Genomic DNA, 22,274 nt, shown 5'->3' on the forward strand with positions numbered 1-22,274 from the left:
GATCTCCCTTACTGCTCAAATGGGAAGCGGTAATCGGTCAATCCGGCATCGTCACGGATCGCAATCAGTTCTTTTTGAACGGGTTCACTAACGGGCAGACCCGTTTTCTTGCGTTTTTGCCAAATTAAATATTCTTTTTCTCCAGCCGTATAGATGCGTTCAGCACCCGGAGCTTTTTCAGCGGCACGCAATTCACGCATGATGTCACCAGTCGTTTTCTTGAAACTCTCTAGACCCATAAAGGCTTCCGTATCAATAGCAATGAAGAAGTGTCCTAAGTGGAATTTTATTTTCTCGCCGCTATCGCCGATGCCAGACAGCATGCTCAAAAAATTCCCTTGCTGCAGAGCAGATGAAAGAACTTCGACGATCGTAGCGTAGCCATAGCCTTTATAACCAGAAAGTTCTTCGCCGATCCCTCCCAGTGGAGCAAGAGCTGCTTCGCCAGCTTGAAGAGCTTTTAAAATCGTTGGAGAGTCAGTCATGGCAGATCCATCATGGGCAACAACCGTTCCAGCAGGCGTATCTTTGCCTTCACGTTCGTAAAGTTCGATTTTGCCTCGTTGGATGATAGAAGTAGCACAGTCCAATGAGAATGGGAAGTCTTCATCCGTTGGAAAGCTGACCGTCAGTGGGTTGGTGCCTAATTTATTTTGCACACTGAATGTTGGCGCAATAGAAGGACGGGCGTTCGTGCCGGCCATGCCAATACACCCAGCATCTGCTGCCATATCGGTATAATAACCAGCAATCCCAAAATGGGTAGAGTTCTTGACGGCTACCATACCCATGCCGTATTTTTTAGCTTTAGCAATAGCCATTTGCATCGAACGATGGGCAATCACTTGACCCATCCCGTCATGACCATCGACTACTGCCGTTGTAGGGGTTTCGCGTACGATTTCAAACTCAGTCACTGGATTTTGGATACCGTCTTTGATGCGATCGATATAAATCGGTTTAAACCGGTTGACCCCATGACTTTCAATGCCTTTCTTATCTGATTGCAACAAAACATCGGTACAGATTTTTGCATCTGCTTCCGGTATTCCATAAGCCATAAAAGCTTTTTCAACAAACTCGGTCAAAAATTCCCATTCTACAAAATTTGTCATTCTACCTTCTCCTCCTTTTTTGTGAAAAACCGAACAAAAAACGAAATAAGTAAGCGTTTTATTTATACTGTTTAAGTCTAGCATAAAAGCCTAAAGAACTCAATTTTAGACTAAAAAAAAGCAGTGAAACCCCATTAACTTTATCAGTCTTACCTGAATGGTGAAAAAAGTTGTCCGTGTGACCTGCTAAGTCAGATTGAGGTAAGTTAAACTAGCGTATCTCTTTGTATAAAAATCATTTGCCGGTATACTTTATTTAAAGCTTCAAATCGTCTAAATCAATTGAGAAATAACTGTTAAAAAAGAAAAACTGAATCGTTTTATTTGATCTTTTGTTGTGAAAAAATAGAGCAAAGAAGGGGAATTCATGAAAAGAATAACAGATGTGCCGTATTGGAGCTTAGACTCCTCAGAAGCGTTGGATCAAGTTCAGTCTAGTACAGATGGACTGAGTTCTAAGGAAGCTGCCACTCGACTGACCGCCTATGGTGAAAACGTCATAAAACCAAAGAAAAGACTTTCGCAGGTTGCACTGTTTTTGAATCAGTTCAAGAACCCTATTATTCTGATCTTAATTTTTGCGACGAGCATTTCTGCAGTGACTGGTGATTGGTTCGATGCACAGATCATTCTTCTAATCGTGATGGGTAGTGCGTTATTAAGCTTCTATCAGGAGTACAGCGCTGGACAAGCTATCGAAAAATTAAGGTCAAAGGTTCAAATTACGTGTTCCGTGAAACGAGATGGGAAATTCAGCGCTATCTCTTCGCAGTTTGTAGTGCCAGGCGACATCGTTCAACTATCCGGGGGCAATATGATCCCAGCAGATGGTCGCATATTGGAGAGTGATGATCTATATGTAAATCAATCCTTGTTGACCGGGGAATCAATGTCGGTCCAAAAAATAGCAGGAGTGGTTTCAGAAGACAGCGAAGTAGGAGAGCGACAAAACTGTGTTTTTATGGGAACGAGCGTATTTAGTGGCCATGCGATCGAGCTTGTGATGGGGACCGGAACGGCAACCCATTATGGTAGGATTGCCGAACAGCTGACGTTGCGTCCACCAGAAACAGACTTTGAGAGAGGGATCTGACATTTTGGTTTTCTCTTAACACAAATCATGTTGATCCTTACGCTGACGGTATTCGCGATCAACGTTCTGTTGGATAAACCAGCCATTGATTCATTGCTTTTTTCAGTCGCTCTAGCAGTGGGGATCACACCGCAATTGTTACCGGCCATTATCAGCATCACCTTATCAAAAGGAGCGCGAGTGATGGCTAAAGGTGGCGTTATCGTACGCCGGTTGAATTCTATCGAAAATTTTGGCAGCATGGATACTTTGTGTACCGATAAAACGGGGACACTCACGAATGGAGATATCCAATTAGATGGTGCACTGGATTGGAACGGTCAAGACTCGGAAAGGGTCTTTCGTTTGGCTTATTTGAATGCCGTTCTGCAAAAAGGAATGCGAAATAGTCTAGATGAAACCATCCAAAAAGTTAAAAAGTTGGACATTGCAACGGTTCAAAAATTAGATGAGGTGGCTTTCGATTTCACTCGTCGCCGGTTGAGTGTGCTTTATCGTGAAGAGGGTCAAGCTAAACTGGTAGTAAAGGGAGCTTTTAACAGCGTGTTCGAGGTTTGTCGTTTTATCGAGATCGATGGCGTGAAACGGGACAAGGGCGACGATCTTGTAGCGGAATTAGAACAACGCTATAAATCCTGGAGCGAGCAAGGCATACGCGTACTAGGTATTGCTCAAAAAACCGAAGCACTCCCAGAAAAAGTGACCGTAGCTGATGAGAAAGACATGATATTTATGGGGTTCCTTCTTTTCTCCGATCATCCTAAAGAGGATGCAATTTCAATGATACAAGAATTATCAAGAAAAGGAGTAGCCTTACGGATCATTACGGGGGATAACAAGCTGATTGCTCTACACACGGCTCAAGCGGTAGGGATAGAGATAACCGGAACGGTAACAGGCAAAGAATTAAGAGTGATGACTGAAGATACGCTTTGGAGAAAGATTGAACACATCAATCTTTTTGCTGAAGTGGACCCTAACCAAAAAGAACGCATCATTTTGGCCTTAAAGAAAAAAGCACATGTAGTAGGCTACATGGGAGATGGCATCAATGATTTGCCAGCTTTGCATGCCGCTGACGTGAGTATCTCAGTCGATAATGCTGTGGATGTAGCAAAAGAATCGGCAGATATCGTGCTGATGGAAAAAAGCCTCTCCGTATTGAACCGAGGAATCGAGGAGGGACGGACTACTTTCAGCAATACCTTAAAGTATATTTGGGTAACAACGAGCGCTAATTTCGGCAATATGTTCAGCGTAGCGGGAATTTCCCTGATTTTGAACTTTTTCCCATTGTTGCCAAAACAGATCTTACTGCTTAATTTTTTGACCGATTTTCCTGCGCTTAGTCTTTCTGGAGATTCAGTCGATGAAGAGATGGTGCAAACCCCACGTAAATGGGATATTAAATTTATTCAACATTTCATGTTTACTTTTGGCTTGGTTAGTTCAGTATTTGATTACCTTATTACATTCATCCTATTTAGTATCTTTCGGGAGTCTCAAGGGCTTTATCAAAGCGGGTGGTTCACTTTCTCCATTTTGACGGAATTAGCTACATTGATGGTCATACGGACGCAAAAACCTTTCTTCAAGAGTAAACCGGCTCCTTTGCTTACCGGTTCAACGGTGATCATAGGAGTCATCACCATGCTGCTTCCCTATACTCCATTAGCTTCCTTATTTGCACTTGAACCGATTCCGTTCAATGTAATTGCCATACTCATACTGCTGATTGGTTTTTACATTGCTGCTATGGAAGGGACTAAGTATTTTTTCTATCGGCACCACCGCAATCGCTAGATCCGAACTCATTTAATACTAAAAAGACAGCCAAGAGCGTTTCCTCTTGGCTGTCTTTTTTGTTGGTGGTTGCTAGTCTGATCTGTTAATGGGCTAAAAGTTCGTTTTGTATTTTATCGAGAGGGTAATTTGAATAAAGATTGAAAAAGTTCTCTGGATCAGTCTCAACTAATTCTTTTAAACTCTGTTTCCCTAAACTATCAAAAATACGAATCGCACGGTCAATAAGTCCCGGCTCAGAAGTATCACCGATTTTTGTCATGCAAACTTCTTTGCGGACTAATGCAACTGCAAACATCACCGAAAAGTCCATACGAGAACTTTCTACTTCTAATTGCTTGATGTAAAACAAAGCTCGTTCGTATTTTTGGTCCATCATCAGTAGATTTGTTAAATGCAGTAAAAAACTGATTTTTAAGTTTTTAGCTTCTTCAAGATGGTAGTATTGATTTAACGTTACAAGAGCTCTTTCCGTTAATAAAGCCGCTGTTTCACTGTCGAATAGATACAAAATACTATTGATAATGTGCAATTCAGCTAAATACCACTTATCCAACGTTTCCATCCGATCCCACACTTTTTGAGCATAGACCTTTGCTTTAGTTAAGTCTTGTTCCTCGAATAAAACGAGATAGCCACGACAAGCATTCAGCATGTCTAAAATCAATTGATCATAACGTTCCTTTGCTAATTTTTCGCCTTTTTCGAGGATTTCTTTGACCAATTCACGCGTTGGATTTCTTTCTAATTGTTTGAATAAATAAGAAATCGTTTCTTTCTGTCCTAATTCAAAGTCATTTAAAAGATAAATAAATTCTTCATGGGACATATCCATATGATCTAATATGGCGAGATATTTGGAAAGCGTAGGTGTGATATCATCATTTTCAAATTTCGTATACGTTGAACGAGCCATCGTATGGTCTGAAATTTCTTTTTGCGTATACCCTTTATTTTCTCTGATTTTCTTTAGTGTTGAACCAATGGGTACGTTTATTTCCTTCATTTTGACTGCCTCCTTTAAAAATTAGTCCAGTTATTATTGTAACTTTTGGTCATAAAGTCACTAATACTCGTTATACTGTTTAGATAACAAACTTAAGTTGAGAGCAAAAAAAATTTTTAACTTAACCTTGTTTGTACAAGCTACACACTGAAAGTAGGGGTTAAACATTATAAAAGAAGCGAAATCAACCAAACCAGATCTTCAACAAGAATATATGTATGTGATTAAAGCAAAAAATCAAACGATTCGGCTAGATGTGGAAATAAATGACGTTTTAATCAATGCCGATGGTGCGATAGATTGTCCAATCGATACAGTCTTGCGTAAAAACAATTATACCTTTGATGATCTGAATAGTTGGTCAGCTAAAGAGATTTATTTTGTCATCATTAAAGATGATGAGGAACAAATTCTCCATACCATTCATTTAGATGTAAACCTTTAAATGAATTCAAATTATTTTAGCATAGAATTTCTAAAAAAGAATTAAAAATTTTAACAGAATAGTTTGAAATTTAGTGAGTCATGAATAACTTATGACAAATTTAAACAATCGCTTGTTATCGATTGTTAAATAAGAGCTACAAAAAATAAAAAAAGCACGATATCAATCAAATCAAGGGACGTGGGATGAAATTTTAATTCATTCTACACTTCATTAAAAACAAAACTGTTTTTAATAAAGTGCAGAAATTAAAATTATACATACCTTTCCTTTTTTTTTCGTCTTTTTTCTGCCAATAAGGTCAATTTTTGTTTTCAATGATACACTGGAAGATAGAATCAGCAAGAGAGAAGGTTGAAAAGAGTGGATCGAACAAAAGACGGCTTGTATTATGCAAAACAAGTACAGAACAAACAAATATCTTCGAAAGAATTGATCGAGGAATCTTTTCGAATCATTGAAGGTGAAAATCCGCTGCTGAATGCAGTAACGCATATGCGAAAGGAAAAAGCATTGGCTGAAGCAGAGAAACGTGATTTTTCCCATCAGCTATTTGGGGGAGTCCCATTACTAACAAAGGGGATTGGCCAAGCGCTAGCTGGTGAGCCGGATACAGCTGGATCACGGTTGTTAAAAAAAGATGTTGCACAATCAACAAATCATTTTGTGACCGCCTTAGAAAAAGCTGGTTTTGTCGTGATTGGCCAAACGAATATTCCTGAATTTGCGTTTAAGAATATAACGGAGTCCGAATTGTATGGACCAGCACGCAATCCTTGGAATTTAGATCACACACCAGGCGGTTCAAGCGGTGGAGCAGCTGCTAGTGTAGCGTCTGGTATGGTACCCATCGCTGGAGCAAGCGATGGTGGTGGATCGATTCGTATTCCTGCTTCATTTACGGGGTTAGTTGGTCTAAAACCAACTCGCGGCAAGACACCGATTGGACCGGGTGTCGGTAGAAGTTGGCAAGGAGCAGCGATTAGTTTCGCTTTAACAAAATCGATGCGAGACACTGCAGCGATGTTGGATGTTCTACAAGTGGTTCAACCGGCTGCTGCGTTTCAAACGCCTTTATTTGAAGCGGGTTATTTAAATCGATTACTTGATCCACAGCGCAAAATATTTCGGATTGCATTCTCACTTGATTCACCCGTTCAGACTCCGGTAAGTGCAGAAGCTAAAAAAGCCGTGTTGAAAACCGTTAAATGGTTGGAAGCAAATGGGCACCAAGTAACCGAAAAGACACCAGAAATTGATGGGATCCAATTGATGAAATCTTACTATGCCATGAATTCGGGTGAAACTACGGCGATGATGGAAGGTATTGAAAAAAAATTGCAGCGGTCAGTGACTATTGAGGACATGGAGCTGGTCACGTGGGTCTTGTATACGGCTGGAAAATCGATTTCAGCAGCCAGTTATTCCAATACATTAACAACGTGGGACCAAGCTGCAGAAGTGATGGCGAACTTCAATGACTCGTACGATCTGTATTTGACCCCAGCAACAGCGGAGGCTGCTCCAGAAGTCGGTGTGCAATGGCAGGATAAAGTTATACTTGACCAGATGCGGCATATCGAAGACTATTCAATGGACCAACAACAGGAAATTGTTTGGAACATGTTTGATAAAAGTCTGACTGTTACACCATTCGGAGTGCAGGCCAATTTAACTGGCCAACCAGCGATCAGTTTACCAGTCCATGTAACTCAGAACGGGTTGCCTTTAGGTGTCCAGTTTACTGCACCAAAAGGCAAAGAAGAATGGTTATTAGAGATTGGACGATCATTGGAAGCCGACGGACAATTTAGTTGAGAATTGAGCCAAGAGCACTGTAGGCTAAACCCTTTTTATTGCTTGACCAATACTTTAGAAAACAAGTTTAACGTGATTTCGCATCTAATTACTCTATTTGGTCACCCTCCCAATTAAAGTTGTACCATATGCGACCAAATTTGATAAAAAGCTGCGATTTGATCCTCAATCAGCTAAAGATGACCTATCGATAGTTAGGAGGGTTGTTTCCCGATTATTGGTGGGGAATTGCAACTTATTTAAGGCTTCCAGCAGCACCTGGTATTTTATAAGCTGTTTCGCTCATTCCAGAAAGGTTTCTTTTTTGAAGATAAACCCCTTTATTAAACAGCCCCAAAGTCTCTCATTGGTGAGATTTTGGAGGCTTTTTTGGCTAGTTTGGTTGATTGTCGGTTTCACAAGAACTGAGTATGCTGTAAGAGTACAAGGCCTTGTAACACCACGAAAAAGGATTTGAAACAGATGATAAGAACCTTAAGCGAAGACAAAGAACGAGCTTTTTTTGATCAACATTCAAAAATCGTCCACGGGGTACTGAAGAAATTAAATGTAAGCTGGAGGCATGCAGATTACGATGATTTCGTGCAACAAGGATTGTTAAAACTTGTAGAAGCTTACGAAACATTTCCGGAAGATTTGGAACAAGAAGAATTCTTGTATCAATTCACTGGTTTTGCCTACACAAAAGTCCGCTGGCATATGCTTGATCTATTGCGAAAACAGCAGCGAAAATGGGAGCGCGAAATGCCTTGGCCAGAACATTTAGAGTCCAATCGACCAGATACGCAAGTGCCATTTGAACAAGCGTATCAAGAAATGGATCTATTGAAAGAAATGCTGCCGCTGTTAACTAAAAATGAACAAGCGTATTTATTAGATGCTGTTGTCAATCAGTTATCGGTCACCGAAATTGCCAAAAAACAAGCAGTGAGTCGAAAAACCGTTTACCAATGGAAAAAGCGAGTAGCTGAGAAGCTGAACCACTTTTTACTTATTCTGAAAAACTAAAAAAATCCATCAATTAAAAAACAAGCATACGCCAGAAATATTTAATTTCTGGCGTATGCTTGTTTTGTCTATTTATTAAAAGAAGAAGGCTTATTTTTCAAAGTGAAGGTAAAATCTTTTCTGATCTCATCGATATAAGGATTTCCTGCTCCAAAAACCGTTTCGAGTATGTCACTTACCTGATAGCTTGACATGAAATGCAAAACTTTTTCTAGTGGTTGAGGGACTGCAGTAAAAGTAGAAGCTTTCAATCGTCTTTGAACGATATTTAGTTCTTCTGTAAAGTAAGGTGTACGGGTATAGTGTAAAAGCCCAACGAGTTCGTCGATTACCAAGTGCTGAAGAAAAGAAAGGTTAGCTGAACGCTCTACTTGTTCATTAAAACTGCGCGCGGAAACAAGCAGTTCCAATTCATGCCCTTCACGAAAATACACGTGCATATGATTCCCCTTTTTATCTTCCTCTGAATCGACGATATGGTGCAGTCCATACCAACTGGTTGAATCGTTAGAAGATCCTTTTTCAGGCACAAATAGTTCATAACCTGAAACGAAAGGACAACGGTGATGATACCCTAGACTTTTTCCGATAGACTGAATGAACTGATAATTCAACGGTTTTTTATCGAAATAGCGGTTCATGATCGTACGTGAATCTTCTTTGGTTTTTAGTGGCGGTGCACCTAATTGGAAAACAATCGTATTAAAGGGTGTATCTGCTACATCGTGGATATCTTTTATATAAAAGGTTTTTGAATTCACTAAAATATGGGACTGCTCAAAACTAATGGCAAGCAAAGAAGGAATCATGTTATCCGTGATCAATAAAGGGGTGATTGGTTTTCGAATAAAGGTCGTTTCATAATAGTAATTCGATTCGTAAACTTCGCCTAAATGAGTTGGAGCTTTTCTAACACGGGATTGTTCATTAAATTGATAATAACTCTTCCGCCAGTTTTTATAGTAGCCATGCTGCTGATCACGTTCAAAATCTTCTTTCATGCTTTCGTCTCCATTTCAACTAATGATTTGTTAATAAAATAACATATCATTAGTGTAAACGTTATCTTTTTATATAACACTCATTTTTTTATTTTTAACATTAAATTATAATTGTTTTTTAATTAATTCCCTTTAATTCTAATCATCCATAGATGAAAGGTAATGTGTAGAAAACTTAGTCATATTGATAGGTGGGATATTTTTACAAATACCGATGCGTAACGTATACTGAACTAAAAGATAGCGATAAGGGGGACTTATTATGCAAAAAATTGTTCCGTATTTTTGGTGTAATCAGGAAGCAGCCGAAGCAGCCGAATTTTACTCGTCGTTATTTGACTATTCTTCAATCACTAGTCGTATGGAAATTGATGATACGCCTTCAGGAACTGTAGAAACCGTCAATTTTACACTAGCTGGCCAATCATTCATGGCTATTTCCGCTGGCCCCCGATTCAAATTCACACCAGCTATTTCCTTTCAAATCTTTTGCGATACTATAGAAGAAGCAGAACATTTATGGCAAGAATTGTCTAAGGATGGCCATGTTTTGATACCACTTGGCGCCGATAAAATTAGCGACAAATACGGTTGGACAGAAGATAGATACGGTCTTTCTTGGCAAATTTTGCATTTGCCTAACCAATTGATTGCTCAAAAAATTGTCCCAACTTTGTTGTTTTCTGGTGAACAATGCGGCAAGGCCAAAGAAGCGATGGCGTTTTATACTTCGGTATTTGATAATGCAGCCATTGATGGACTTCATTACTATGGTGAGGGCGATGAGCAAAATCAATTGGGTACAGTCATGTATGGCTTGTTCGATTTAGAAGGACTAGGTTTTGTAGCGATGGATAGCGGCAAATTAAATGGTTTTACATTTAATGAAGCTGTTTCCTTCATGGTAAATTGCAATACGCAAGAAGAAATCGACTATTACTGGGAAGAACTATCTGCTGTACCTGAAGCGGGACAGTGTGGCTGGTTAAAAGATAAGTATGGCGTATCTTGGCAAATTATTCCTACGATCATGAAGAAATTGACAACAACAAAAGACCCCGACCAGCTGAAACGAGTAACACAAGCCTTCCTTAAAATGAAAAAAATCGATATCGCTGAATTGAAAAAAGCTTATGAGGGGTAAAAGTCAATCTTATAAGAAAAATATTTTTAAGTGGTCCGAACTGAAGCTTGTAGAGGTAACTCAAATAGAAAGTGACTAGTGAGTTGCACGAACTAAAGCTCGTTACGCTTACTCAAATGAAAAAGTGCCTTTGAGTCGCATGAACTGGGGCTCGCTGAATTAAAAAAAGCTTATGAGAGCTAGCATAAAAAGGAGCAAATAAGAATGAGAAAAATCATAATGAATTTAGCGATGAGTTTAGATGGCTTTATTGCTAATGAAGATGGCAGTTACGAATGGATCAAAGGGTACGAAGACGATTCATTAAATACGAAAAATCAGTACAATTATGAAACTTTGTTAGAAGACATCGATATCGTGGTGATGGGGAAAAGATGCTATGAGCAAGATATGCATCTGGAATTCAAAACAAAGACCGTTTATGTAGCTACCCATGCGCCAATCACTGCTTATGATAACATCAAATTTTGCGGGAGTGACATTATTGAGGTTATCCAAAAAGAGCAGCAAAAAGCTGGAAAAGATATTATGCTATTTGGTGGCGGTCAGTTGATCAATACTTTTTTAAAAGCGGATTGTATTGATGAGTACATTATTGGACTGATCCCAATCGTTCTTGGAGCCGGTCGACCATTATTTTATGACAATCACCCGCCAATTGAATTGAAATTGGAAGAATACATTGTAGATAATGGAATTGTCATTTTGAGGTATGTGAATCGTTAAAGATAACAAAAATCCAATAGTCAATCAAATGAAAATTTGAGTGACTGTTGGATTTTTAGTGTGGATAACTAACTGAAGCAAAGTTCGTCTATTCCAGAAAAAATTTTATCTGAGAGCATCCACACCATTTGACCATCGAGCAGAAGCACATGAAATAAACTTATTAAGATCCATTGACAAAAAATGATGGGGCTGTTATAGTGATTTCAATGATAAATTGATTAGAGTAACATTAAAATTGATTTTATAAACACGAAGAAAAGAAGAGTACATTTTAAGCGATACTTGTAGAGAGCCTTGGTTGGTGAAAAGAGGCAGTAGAACTGAAATGGAAGATGGTCTTGGAGTGGAATGATCGAAAGTTTATGGACTTTAGATGATTACGGGTACACCCGTTACAGTGTCACAGTATTAATAGGTTCTCTTTGAACTAAACGTACTGGTTAAGGTAAGAGCTGCGAAGCTTTTATAAAACAAGGTGGTAACACGAGAGAATTTAACTTTCCGTCCTTGCACAAAGATTTTTTGTGCAGGGGCGGATTTTTTTTATCTTTTTTTAAAGCGAGTTTTAAATTTGGAGGGATAGCACATGTCATTAATTGCCAGAACAGGTCCACAAGAATATGAGTGTCGAGTAGGCGTTTTAGCTACTTTAACAAATAAATTGACCTTACGCGGTATCCAAAAAGCCGTGATTGTCCATGGAGCACGTTCTTGGGAAAAAGCCGAAAGTTATCTAGCCGATTTGATAGCAAGTGACCTAGCATTAGAATTTGTGGCATTCAATGGCGAATGCACGTATGAAGAAGTGGATCGAATCGCAGAACGCGCTAGGCAAAGCGGTGCAGATGCCATTATTGGGGTAGGCGGCGGGAAGCTGATGGATACGGTCAAATATGCAGCAGCAAAATCTGCTGCGGGCGTTCAATCGATTTTGATCCCAACCCTGGCTAGCAATTGTGCTCCGTGGACACCATTAAGTGTCATGTATAATGTTGAAGGTGTTTGTCTGGGATTTGATCTACATACGAAACAAGCAGCACTGTTAGCTGTTGAACCGAACTTGCTACTGGACGCACCGGTCAACTATTTTATAGCTGGGGCAGCGGATACGCTGGCTAAATGGTATGAATCGGACATCATTTTATCCCAACCTAAACATCAAACAAATGCGCTCTTGTTGGTGTCGCGGGCAGCGGCTTTAACTTGTAGAGATACGATTCTCAACTATGCCCCGCAGGCAGTGACAGATAGCCAATCCCATACGCTTACGCAGGCTTTTACGCAAGTGTGTGAAACTATTATTGCCGTCAGCGGTTTAGTGGGCGGTCTAGGAGACGGCTATGCACGTTCAACCATCGCGCATGCTGTTCATGACAAATTAACGATCTTTCCTGAAACACATGCATTTCTGCACGGTGAGAAAGTGGCTTATGGCATACTGATCCAGTTATCAGTTGAAGAAAATTGGGCAGAAGTCGATCAGCTAGCGGCCTTTTATGACAAATTAAATTTACCAAAAACGTTAGCTGATTTGAATTTGAGCTATCTAACGGATGACCAAATTGCTGAATTGGCAACGAACATTTCAGTGGATGCGAACCTCAGTCAATCGGAGTACACAGCAACAAAGGAAACGATTCAACAAGCGATTCATGCGTTAGAAAATTATTTAACCCTAAAAGTATAGCTAGGAGGATGCAATATGACCACATTTGAACCATCAGATACGCTGAAACGACTCCCTGTTCAGTTCTTTGCTCATTTGCGGGCCAAAGCAGCTCCACTGATTGAAGCAGGTTACGATGTGATCGATTTAGGCATTGGAAATCCAGATCAGCCGACGCCGACCTTCATTGTGGAAGAATTAAAAGCAGCAGCTGATGATCCACAGAATGATAAATACGGACCTTATAGAGGGTATCGTTATTTAAGAGAAGCAGTTGCTGAATATTACTTACGGGAATACGGAGTAACGCTAGATCCTGAAACGGAAGTAGCGGTTTTACATGGATCAAAAGCGGGCATTGTAGAGATCAGCCAGTGTTTGCTGAACGCAGGAGACACAGTCTTGCTGCCAAATCCTTCTTACCCGGATTACTTATCGGGAATTGCGTTGGCAAATGCTAAAATTGCCTCATTGCCTTTATTGGCTGAAAATGACTTTTTACCTGAGTATGATCTGGTCGAACCAACCGTTGCGGCCAAAGCGAAATTATTGTTTCTAAATTACCCAAACAATCCAACAGCGGCAACAGCAACGGCAGAGTTCTTCGCTGAGACGGTTGCATTTGCTCAAAAGAATAACATTTGTGTCGCTCACGATTTTGCATATGGCTCGCTCACATTTGACAATAAGAAGTCCTTAAGCTTTTTACAAACGCCAGGCGCAAAAGACACGGGGGTGGAATTCTTCACTTTATCAAAGTCACATAATATGGCCGGCTGGCGCATTGGATTTGCAGTAGGAAATGCTTCGGTCATCGAAAGTATCAATTTGATGCAAGACCATACCAATGTTAGTCTGTATGGCGGCATTCAAAGAGCTGCAGCAAAAGCTTTATTGAGTGATCAGACTTCTGCAAAAGAATTAGCGGCCGTTTATGAGCGACGTAGAAATGCGTTTATCTCTGAATTGGAACCAACAGGATTAGAGATACATAAACCAAAGGGCTCGTTTTATGTATGGATCAAAGTACCAGATGGCTTTACGTCAGAGGCGTTTTTTGATGTCTTGTTGCTTCAAGCGCATGTCATTGTAACAACCGGCAATGGATTTGGCACATTAGGCGAAGGGTACATTCGCGTTGGGCTATCCCAACCAGACGAGCGGCTGTTAGAAGCAGCCAAAAGAATCGCTGGGTTAGCACTATTCAACTCAATAAAAGCAGAAAAAATACTAAACAACTAATAGGGGGAAATAAACATGAAAAGAAAATTAGGAATCATTACAACAGTCGCAATTGGGGCCATTTTAGCAGGATGCAGTGTGAATGAAGCAGAGTCTTCAGAAGGAGCAGGATTATTGAGTGATGACGTTTTGACTGTAGGCGTAACAACGGGACCACATGAAGACATTTTGAATGAAATCAAAAAAATAGCCGCTGAAGATGGCTTAGAAATTGAGGTCGTTGCGTTTTCCGATTTTGTCCAACCTAATACCGCACTAGCAGATGGCGAAGTAGACATCAATTCCTTCCAAACAGGTCCTTTTTTAGAAACTGTAATAGAAGAAACTGGGTATGAGCTGACCAAAATAGTTTCAACGGTTTCTATTCCGATGGGGATCTATTCTGAAGCATATACCGACGTCAGTGAAGTTAAAGAAGGCGACGTGATTGGCATTCCAAATTCGCCAACGCAAGAAGGACGTGCGTTGCAACTCTTTGAAGAAGCCGGATTGATTACTTTACCAGAAGGTTCAGGGCAAGAAGTTACAACGAGCGACATCATTGAGAACAACTTGAATTTAGACTTTATTACTTCTGAGGCGGCACAATTGCCATCCCAATTGCAAGATTTAGGAGCTGCAGGTATCAACTCGAATTTTGCCCTTGACGCTGGTTTAAATCCACAAGAAACCGGAATCTTCATGGAAGATGTTTCGGATCTAAAACAAGCAAACTACATTGTTTCTCGTACCGAAGATAAAGATGACGAAGCGATTGCGCAATTCGTAGACTACTACCAAACAGATGAAATCAAACAATATATTGAAGAAGAGTTCAAAGGAGCACTTATTCCAGCCTGGTAAAAAACTGGATCTATTAGAAGGCTTTGTTGCAGTTACTCAAAGTCGGAAATGCCTTTGAGTCGTTCGAACTGAGGGTAGTAATGGCAACTCAAAGTCGGAAATGCTGTTGAGTCGCCCGAACTAAAGCTAGTAAAGGTAACTCAAAGTCGAAAATGCTGTTGAGTAGCCTGAACTAGAGCTCGTATCGGTAACTCAAATAGAAAGTGCCTAGTGAGTAGCATGAACTAAGTCTGGTAGCGGTAACTCAAATAAAAAGTTCCTAGTGAGTAGCATGAACTAAGGCTAGTAGCGCAATCTCAAATCAGAAATGCCTTTGAGTAGCCTGAACTGAGGCTCTTTATCACAAGTTTGAGAATAGTTTTAAGAGTGGAAAATGACAAGCAAGATGTTTTTACAATATTTTTTGTCAGGCGTATACTTAATCAAAAGGAACGAGGAGGTATACCATGCAAAAAATTGTTACGCATCTATGGTATGACAAAGAAGCTCTTGAAGCGGCCGAATTCTATGTTAGTTTGTTTGATTATTCTTCTATCGACAGTATCGTAACCCTTAATAACACTCCTTCAGATACACCTTCCGGATCTGCAGACAGCATCGTGTTTACTTTGGCTAACAAAACTTTTATGTCCATTTCTGCTGGTCCAACTTTCAAGTTGAATCCATCCGTTTCTTTACAGGTCATTTGCAATACCTTGTCAGAAGTCGATCGTTTATGGAAGCAACTATCCAAAGATGGTTCAATCCTTATGCCACTTGATGCGTATCCTTTTAGTGAGAAATATGGCTGGACAGAAGATAGGTTTGGCCTTTCTTGGCAAATTATGTATCTACCAGATCAGTTGATCTCACAAAAAATTACTCCAGTTATGTTGTTTACTGGTGAACAGTATGGTAAAGCAGAAGAGGCAATCCAATTTTATACCTCAATTTTTGTTAATTCCGCCATTGATGGGTTGAGTTATTACGGTGATGATGAGCTAAAACAAGGTGGGAAATTGATGTATGGAGCATTTAATCTAGAAGGACAAAATTTCGTAGCGATGGATAGTGCTATGGCTCATGATTTTAAATTTTCTGAAGCTATTTCATTTTTAGTAAATTGTGATACGCAAGAAGAAATTGATTACCTTTGGGAAGAATTATCTGTTGTACCGGAAGCTGAACAATGTGGCTGGTTGAAAGATAAATATGGATTCTCATGGCAAATTTCACCTACAATCATGAATGACATAATGAATACCAAAGACCAAGAACAATTGAATCGTGTAGTACAAGCCTTTCTTCCAATGAAAAAAATGAATATTGCCGAATTGATAAAAGCTTACGAAGGATAAAAGTAAAAAAGCCTATCTTACAGGAGATAGGCTTTTTTTCGCGAAAAATTTAGATGCCTGAAAACAGATTTTTGTATTGGTGAATTGTTTCAACTACTTACCTGGAATTTCTGACGGAATAGGGGTTGCTTGTAGACCTGCATTGTATTCAGTGCGAATTATAGAGCGTTAACGCCTCATCGATTAAGCACTGTTTGAGGCTTGAAAGCCAAGAAGACCTAAGAAAATTTTCAACTAATTAAAAAAACATAAAGAAAACGCTTGCATATAAAAACAAGCCATGTTAAGATTCATGTGTAATCGGTTCCATATTACTTTTAAATTAAGCGAGGGATGACATGACAACGATAAAAGAAGTAGCAAAATTAGCAGGTGTATCGGTCGCTACAGTATCGAGGGCGCTAAACCATAGCGGCTATGTCAGTGAAGCAGCTCGCAAAAAAGTAGAGGCAGCCGTCAAGGAATTGAATTTTTACCCTAACGAAGTAGCCCGGTCATTGTATCAAAAGAAATCAAAGCTGATTGGCCTATTATTGCCAGATATTGCGAATCCGTTTTTTCCTTTGATTGCTAAAGGAGTAGAAGATGGAGTGAATCAACGAGGGTACAGTTTGCTGTTAGGCAATGTAGAAGATGATTTGGAAAAAGAGAAAGACTACTTGAAAATTTTCTTGCAAAATAACATTGCCGGTGTGATCTCTGCTGTTCAAGGAGATGTCAACAAAATAAAAAAAATGCCGTTCGTCACGCTAGACCGCGTCGAAAGCGACCGAGATCTGGCAGTCCATTCCGACGACTACACTGGTGGGATGCTCGCTGCAGAAGCGATTGCCGATAGAGACCCAAAAGAAATCGTGATCATGGTGGGACCAAAAGACGTCCCAAGTTCAGCATTGCGATTAGCGGGTAACGAAAAAATTCTACAAGCACGTCAGTTAGACTACCAGTTGTTTCAAACACAAAGTTTTAAATTTGAATTAGCCGAGCAAACAGCTGAACAATTTTTTGAAGCTTATCCTTTGGCTGATAGTGTCATCGCTTCAAACGATGTGTATGCAATCGCGTTGATGAAAGAAGCCATCAAAAAAGGAAAGCACATCCCAGAAGAGTTTCAAATCATTGGCTATGATGATATGCCGTTTAGCAGAATGATGTATCCAGGTTTATCGACGATTGCGCAGCCTGCTTATGAGATGGGCTATAGAGGAGCAGAATTATTGTGCGACATTCTTGAAAAAAAACCGGTCGAGAGTAGCCGGATTCAATTGCCCGTAACCTTAAAAATTAGAGAATCAGTCAGAGAGAAGGATAAAAAATGAGTAAAATAGCAGTGATCGGCAGTATTTCAACAGATTTCGTAGTAACTGCTGATAAAAGACCAGTAGTCGGAGAAACCATTACCGGTAACGGATTTACGACCACTTTTGGTGGCAAAGGAGCGAACCAAGCGGTAGCGAGTGCTCGTTTAGGCGGAGACGTTTATATGGCTGGAACGGTTGGAACGGATCTATTCGGGAAAGAATTGATCCAAAACTTGACCGTAAATAAGATTCATACGGATTATGTGGAACCCGTTACACAAGTACCATCTGGATCTGCTCATATCACGGTTGTAGATGGCGATAACACCATCATTTATATTCCCGGAGCGAATAACGCGATTGGCAACGAGCGCATGGCAAAACTAAAGGAATTGATCCAAGCAAGCGATATTGTAGTGGTCCAAAATGAATTGCCGCAAGAAGTAGTGGAACAAATTATTACTAGTTGTTTTGAGCAGCACGTCAAAGTCATTTATAACCCAGCTCCAGCTAGACAAGTAAGCCAAAATCTTTTAGCAAAAGCAACGTATTTGACACCCAATGAAAGTGAGTTTAAATTGCTGTTTCCAGACATGACGGTTGCTGAAGGGGTAGCAAAATTTCCAAATCAATTGATCGTGACCATGGGATCAAAAGGCGTTTATTACCATGATGGAACAAGTGAAAAACAGGTTTCTTCTTATAAAGTGAATCCAGTAGACACAACAGGTGCTGGAGATACGTTTAACGGAGCCTTCGCAGTAGCACTTACAGCTGGCTTGGATATGGAATCTAGTATTCGTTTTGGCAATTTAGCTGCATCGTTATCGATTCAAAAATTTGGTGCTCAAGGCGGAATGCCTACACTAGCAGAGATGAAAGAGAGTGAACAGTATGAAAAAACATGGAATATTAAATAGTGAGATCGCTAAAGTGTTAGCCGATTTAGGACATACAGATAAAATTGCGATCGGAGATGCGGGTCTGCCTGTACCGGATGGTGTGAAAAAAATCGATTTAGCGTTGACTTTATCCGAACCATCATTCTTATCCGTCTTAAAAGTTGTCTTAAGCGATATGAAAGTCGAAAAAGTGATCTTAGCAGAAGAAATCAAACAACAAAATACTAGTCAGTTGGCAGCAGTTGAAGCAGCTTTAATCGAAAATGAAGAAATCACATATGTCAGCCACGAAGACTTCAAAGACCAGTTGAAAGACGTTAAAGCTGTGATCCGTACCGGCGAAGCAACGCCATATTCCAACATTATCTTGCAATCAGGTGTGCTATTTTAGGAGGTGTATCAAATGGAAGTGAAAATGACGGGCATTAGAAAGAGCTTTGGCAGCAATTCGGTCCTTAGAGGAGTCGACTTTGATATCCAAGCTGGAGAAGTTCATGCCTTAATGGGTGAAAATGGTGCTGGAAAATCAACGCTAATGAATATCTTGACCGGAATGCATAAAGCAGACGCGGGCGAAATTGTTATTAACGGCGAAAAGAAACGTTTTGATAATCCAAAGGAAGCAGAAGAACATGGGGTAAGTTTTATTCATCAAGAAATGAATACCTGGCCAGAAATGACGGTGTTGGAAAATTTGTTTATTGGGAAAGAACTTAAAAATAAAATGGGTTGGGTCAAAACCAAAGAAATGAGAACGTTAGCAGAAAAGACATTTGCTGATTTAGGTGTCCATATCGAGTTGGATCAAGACGTTAAACAATTATCTGTAGGTCAACAGCAAATGATTGAAATCGCCAAATCTTTGATGACTAACGCTCAAGTGATCATCATGGACGAGCCAACAGCGGCTTTGACGGAAAGAGAAATCGAGATGCTGTTTAAAATCATCTATACGTTGAAAACAAAGAATGTTGCTATTATTTATATCTCTCATCGGATGGAAGAAATTTTTAAAATCAGCGACCGGATCACCGTCATGCGAGACGGGGTATCGATCGACACTTCGTTGACAAAAGAAACCACGAATGATGAAGTGGTGCGTAAAATGGTTGGGCGTGACTTGGAAGATTATTACCCAAAGAAACACTCAAAAATTGGTAAGGTTGTCTTTGAAACAAAAGGGCTGACGAAAGAGAATCGCTTTGAAAACATTTCTTTCACGGTCAAATCCGGTGAAATTGTTGGATTCTCCGGTTTGATGGGAGCAGGAAGAACCGAAATCATGCGCAGCCTATTCGGGATCGATGAATTGGATCAAGGGGAAATTTACCTTGAAGGGGAAAAGATAATCATCAAGAATCCAAGTATGGCTATTGCACAGGGCATCGGTTTCTTGACTGAAAACCGTAAAGAAGAAGGTTTGATACTCGATTACTCCATTCGAGATAATATCAGCTTACCGTCGATTGATGGTTTTAGTAAAAAAGGACTGATCGATACACATGCTGAATCCGATTTTGCCAAATTATTGATGGAACGGTTGCATGTGAAAGCCGAAGACCAATTTGATAGTGTATCAAGTTTGTCAGGTGGAAATCAGCAAAAAGTCGTGTTAGCTAAATGGATCGGAATCGGCTCAAAAGTGTTGATTCTCGACGAACCAACACGAGGAGTAGACGTTGGAGCCAAGCGTGAAATCTATCAACTGATGAATGAGTTAGCCGATAGGGGTGTGGCTATCATCATGGTATCCAGTGATTTACCTGAGATTTTAGGAGTCAGCGACCGCGTGATCGTGGTTCATGAAGGTCATGTCGCAGGTGAACTCGCTAAAGCAGCAGCAACCGAAGAAAAAATAATGAAACTCGCAACAGGAGGGTACTAAGATGATACAAACAGATACAGTAGAAACGAAAAAGAAGAAAATAAGCTCGAAAGACTTTATGGGAAAGCTTGGTCCATTGCTTGCACTGATCGTCTTAGTCATTTTGGTCACAGTCGTCAATCCAGGTTTTATCTCACCGAATAATTTATTGAATCTATTGCGACAAGTATCAACAAATGCACTAATCGCTTTCGGGATGACTTTCGTTATTATCACCGGGGGGATCGATTTATCCGTTGGGTCAACCTTAGCTTTAAGCAGTGCGTTGATGGCAGGTGCAATTGCCTCTGGTTTGGATCCGATACTGGCTATGGTACTAAGTTTATTTGCCGGAACAGCTTTTGGAGCGGTCAATGGTTTGTTGATCACTAAAGGCAGGATGGCACCGTTTATTGCAACACTTGCAACAATGACGATTTACCGTGGATTGACATTGGTTTATACGAATGGAAATCCAATCACAGGGATTGGCGACAGTTTTATTTTCAAATTTGTCGGACGCGGCTATTTATTCGGTATCCCATTCCCAGTTGTATTGATGATCATTAGTTTTATCTTATTGTATATCCTGTTACACAAAATGACTTTTGGTAGAAAAACATTTGCGATAGGGGGAAATGAAAAAGCAGCATTTATTGCGGGGATCAAAAACGACCGAATTAAAACAGGAATCTATGCTATTTCTGGTTTGATGGCTTCTTTAGCCGGAATCATTATTACTTCTCGATTGGATTCTGCACAACCAACTGCTGGTACGTCTTATGAAATGGACGCGATTGCTTCTGTGGTATTAGGTGGAACCAGTTTATCAGGCGGACGTGGAAGATTAGTTGGAACTTTGATTGGGGCATTGATCATCGGGACATTGAACAATGGAATGAACTTATTAGGTATTTCAAGTTTCTATCAACAAGTTGTTAAGGGTATTGTTATCATCATCGCTGTATTATTAGACAGAAAAAACAAAAAATAGGAGGAATTACACTTATGAAAAAAATCATTGGATTAGCAACAGCAGCAGCGTTATTTATTGCAGGATGCGGAGCAGCAACTTTAGAAGGCGAAAATGCAACGGAGAGTGGCCCAGTTGAAGAAAAAGATACGGCAGAATTAGTGGTCGGTGTTTCAATCTCGACATTGAATAATCCGTTTTTCGTTTCTCTTGAAGAAGGCATTACCGATTTAGCAGATGAACAAGGCACATCGGTCAAAAGTGTCGACGCGCAAGATGATACGGCTAAACAAACAAATGACATAGATGATTTGATCCAACAAGGGGTAGATATTTTACTGATCAACCCAGTAGATTCATCGGCTATCACACCAGCTGTTGAATCAGCAAATGCAGCCGGAATTCCGGTTATTACGATCGATCGTTCAAGTGATGGCGGACAAGTGGTAACATTGGTAGCTTCAGATAATATTGAAGGTGGAGAAATGGCCGCTGAATATATCGAAGAAATTTCAGGAGCAGATGCAAATACGGTTCAATTAGAAGGAGTCCCAGGAGCATCAGCTACAAGAGAACGTGGCGAAGGGTTCACGAATATAGCAGAAGCATCATTAAATGTAGTGGACAGCCAAACAGCTAACTTTGACCGTGCAGAAGGATTAACGGTTATGGAAAATATGTTGCAATCAAACCCAGATATCCAAGCGGTTTTTGCCCAAAATGATGAAATGGCTTTAGGAGCGATCCAAGCTATTCAATCAGCAGGAAAAACAGGTGAGATCCAAGTTGTCGGTTTTGATGGAACAGAAGACGGAATCAAAGCGGTTGAAGCAGGAACACTAAGCGCAACGGTTGCTCAACAACCTAGCGAAATGGGTAAATTAGCAATGCAAGCAGCTTTTGATTACTTTGCTGGCGAAACAATTGAAGAATACATTGCATCACCATTAGAATTAGTTAAAGGCGAATAATAAACATAAAAAA

19 protein-coding genes, 1 pseudogene and 1 other annotated feature are annotated in these 22,274 nt (G+C 40.1%); of the genes and pseudogenes, 17 read left to right on the forward strand and 3 right to left on the reverse strand.

The features are described 5' to 3' along the window. Positions 1-8: 8 nt before the first annotated feature. Entirely contained in the window at positions 9-1,115 is a 1,107-nt protein-coding gene (locus tag BP17_RS05160; protein WP_035052315.1) for an Ldh family oxidoreductase, read from the reverse strand. 367 nt (positions 1,116-1,482) lie between these two features. On the opposite strand from BP17_RS05160, the pseudogene BP17_RS13530 reads away from it, so the two are divergent. After that, positions 1,483-2,388: pseudogene (locus BP17_RS13530) on the forward strand (HAD-IC family P-type ATPase); the annotation flags it as partial. A 3-nt stretch (positions 2,389-2,391) separates the two neighbouring features. Beyond that, on the forward strand, positions 2,392-4,011 hold the full coding sequence (locus BP17_RS05165; RefSeq protein WP_232219636.1) for an HAD-IC family P-type ATPase: 1,620 nt from the start codon (positions 2,392-2,394) through the stop codon (positions 4,009-4,011). Between the two features lie 85 nt (positions 4,012-4,096). Here BP17_RS05165 and BP17_RS05170 read toward each other — a convergent pair whose 3' ends face one another. Further along, positions 4,097-5,017 carry a helix-turn-helix domain-containing protein gene (locus BP17_RS05170; protein WP_035052318.1) on the reverse strand — a complete coding sequence of 307 codons (921 nt, stop codon included), beginning with the start codon at positions 5,015-5,017 and terminating at the stop codon, positions 4,097-4,099. A 220-nt stretch (positions 5,018-5,237) separates the two neighbouring features. Here BP17_RS05170 and BP17_RS05175 point away from each other — a divergent pair, with 220 nt between their 5' ends. From BP17_RS05175 to BP17_RS05185, 3 genes are all read left to right on the forward strand, one after another. Next, the gene (locus BP17_RS05175; protein ID WP_156956000.1) at positions 5,238-5,462 is read left to right on the forward strand and encodes a hypothetical protein; all 225 of its coding nucleotides are present in this window, start codon (positions 5,238-5,240) and stop codon (positions 5,460-5,462) included. Positions 5,463-5,816: 354 nt separating this feature from the next. Next, positions 5,817-7,280 (forward strand): amidase, encoded by a 1,464-nt coding sequence (locus BP17_RS05180; RefSeq protein ID WP_051910461.1) that lies wholly within the window; start codon positions 5,817-5,819, stop codon positions 7,278-7,280. Positions 7,281-7,742: 462 nt separating this feature from the next. Next, the gene (locus tag BP17_RS05185; protein ID WP_035052321.1) at positions 7,743-8,288 is read left to right on the forward strand and encodes a sigma-70 family RNA polymerase sigma factor; all 546 of its coding nucleotides are present in this window, start codon (positions 7,743-7,745) and stop codon (positions 8,286-8,288) included. Positions 8,289-8,356: 68 nt separating this feature from the next. On the opposite strand, the gene BP17_RS05190 is transcribed toward BP17_RS05185, so the two are convergent. After that, the gene (locus BP17_RS05190) at positions 8,357-9,289 is read right to left on the reverse strand and encodes a competence protein ComK (RefSeq protein WP_035052323.1); all 933 of its coding nucleotides are present in this window, start codon (positions 9,287-9,289) and stop codon (positions 8,357-8,359) included. Between the two features lie 262 nt (positions 9,290-9,551). Here BP17_RS05190 and BP17_RS05195 point away from each other — a divergent pair, with 262 nt between their 5' ends. The 12 genes from BP17_RS05195 (at position 9,552) to BP17_RS05250 (ending at position 22,261) form a co-directional block, all read left to right on the forward strand. After that, positions 9,552-10,433 carry a VOC family protein gene (locus BP17_RS05195; protein WP_035052324.1) on the forward strand — a complete coding sequence of 294 codons (882 nt, stop codon included), beginning with the start codon at positions 9,552-9,554 and terminating at the stop codon, positions 10,431-10,433. Positions 10,434-10,637: 204 nt separating this feature from the next. Then, a complete protein-coding gene (locus tag BP17_RS05200; protein WP_035052326.1) occupies positions 10,638-11,159 on the forward strand; it encodes a dihydrofolate reductase family protein in 522 nt (173 codons plus the stop codon). A 246-nt stretch (positions 11,160-11,405) separates the two neighbouring features. After that, positions 11,406-11,674, forward strand: a binding site (T-box leader). 74 nt (positions 11,675-11,748) lie between these two features. Then, positions 11,749-12,849 (forward strand): iron-containing alcohol dehydrogenase family protein, encoded by a 1,101-nt coding sequence (locus tag BP17_RS05205; RefSeq protein WP_035052328.1) that lies wholly within the window; start codon positions 11,749-11,751, stop codon positions 12,847-12,849. Between the two features lie 15 nt (positions 12,850-12,864). Then, positions 12,865-14,070 carry an aminotransferase class I/II-fold pyridoxal phosphate-dependent enzyme gene (locus BP17_RS05210; RefSeq protein WP_035052330.1) on the forward strand — a complete coding sequence of 402 codons (1,206 nt, stop codon included), beginning with the start codon at positions 12,865-12,867 and terminating at the stop codon, positions 14,068-14,070. Between the two features lie 15 nt (positions 14,071-14,085). Next, the gene (locus tag BP17_RS05215) at positions 14,086-14,913 is read left to right on the forward strand and encodes a MetQ/NlpA family ABC transporter substrate-binding protein (RefSeq protein WP_035052332.1); all 828 of its coding nucleotides are present in this window, start codon (positions 14,086-14,088) and stop codon (positions 14,911-14,913) included. Between the two features lie 446 nt (positions 14,914-15,359). Further along, positions 15,360-16,250 carry a VOC family protein gene (locus BP17_RS05220; protein ID WP_035052335.1) on the forward strand — a complete coding sequence of 297 codons (891 nt, stop codon included), beginning with the start codon at positions 15,360-15,362 and terminating at the stop codon, positions 16,248-16,250. 338 nt (positions 16,251-16,588) lie between these two features. Then, a complete protein-coding gene (locus tag BP17_RS05225; protein WP_035052336.1) occupies positions 16,589-17,569 on the forward strand; it encodes a LacI family DNA-binding transcriptional regulator in 981 nt (326 codons plus the stop codon). Next, the gene (gene rbsK / locus BP17_RS05230) at positions 17,566-18,471 is read left to right on the forward strand and encodes a ribokinase (RefSeq protein WP_035052338.1); all 906 of its coding nucleotides are present in this window, start codon (positions 17,566-17,568) and stop codon (positions 18,469-18,471) included. The genes BP17_RS05225 and rbsK overlap by 4 nt, the downstream gene beginning before the upstream one ends. Beyond that, positions 18,446-18,844: a D-ribose pyranase gene (rbsD, locus tag BP17_RS05235; protein WP_035052340.1), complete on the forward strand. Its 399-nt coding sequence runs from the start codon at positions 18,446-18,448 to the stop codon at positions 18,842-18,844. Before rbsK ends, rbsD begins: the two co-directional genes overlap by 26 nt. Positions 18,845-18,856: 12 nt before the next feature. After that, positions 18,857-20,338 carry a sugar ABC transporter ATP-binding protein gene (locus tag BP17_RS05240; protein WP_035052342.1) on the forward strand — a complete coding sequence of 494 codons (1,482 nt, stop codon included), beginning with the start codon at positions 18,857-18,859 and terminating at the stop codon, positions 20,336-20,338. 1 nt (position 20,339) lies between these two features. Then, positions 20,340-21,311 (forward strand): ABC transporter permease, encoded by a 972-nt coding sequence (locus BP17_RS05245; protein WP_035052344.1) that lies wholly within the window; start codon positions 20,340-20,342, stop codon positions 21,309-21,311. 14 nt (positions 21,312-21,325) lie between these two features. Beyond that, positions 21,326-22,261: a D-ribose ABC transporter substrate-binding protein gene (locus tag BP17_RS05250; RefSeq protein WP_035052347.1), complete on the forward strand. Its 936-nt coding sequence runs from the start codon at positions 21,326-21,328 to the stop codon at positions 22,259-22,261. Positions 22,262-22,274 lie beyond the last annotated feature (13 nt).

The sequence above is a fragment of the Carnobacterium pleistocenium FTR1 genome, assembly GCF_000744285.1.
In the GTDB taxonomy this organism is placed as follows: Bacteria; Bacillota; Bacilli; order Lactobacillales; family Carnobacteriaceae; genus Carnobacterium_B; species Carnobacterium_B pleistocenium.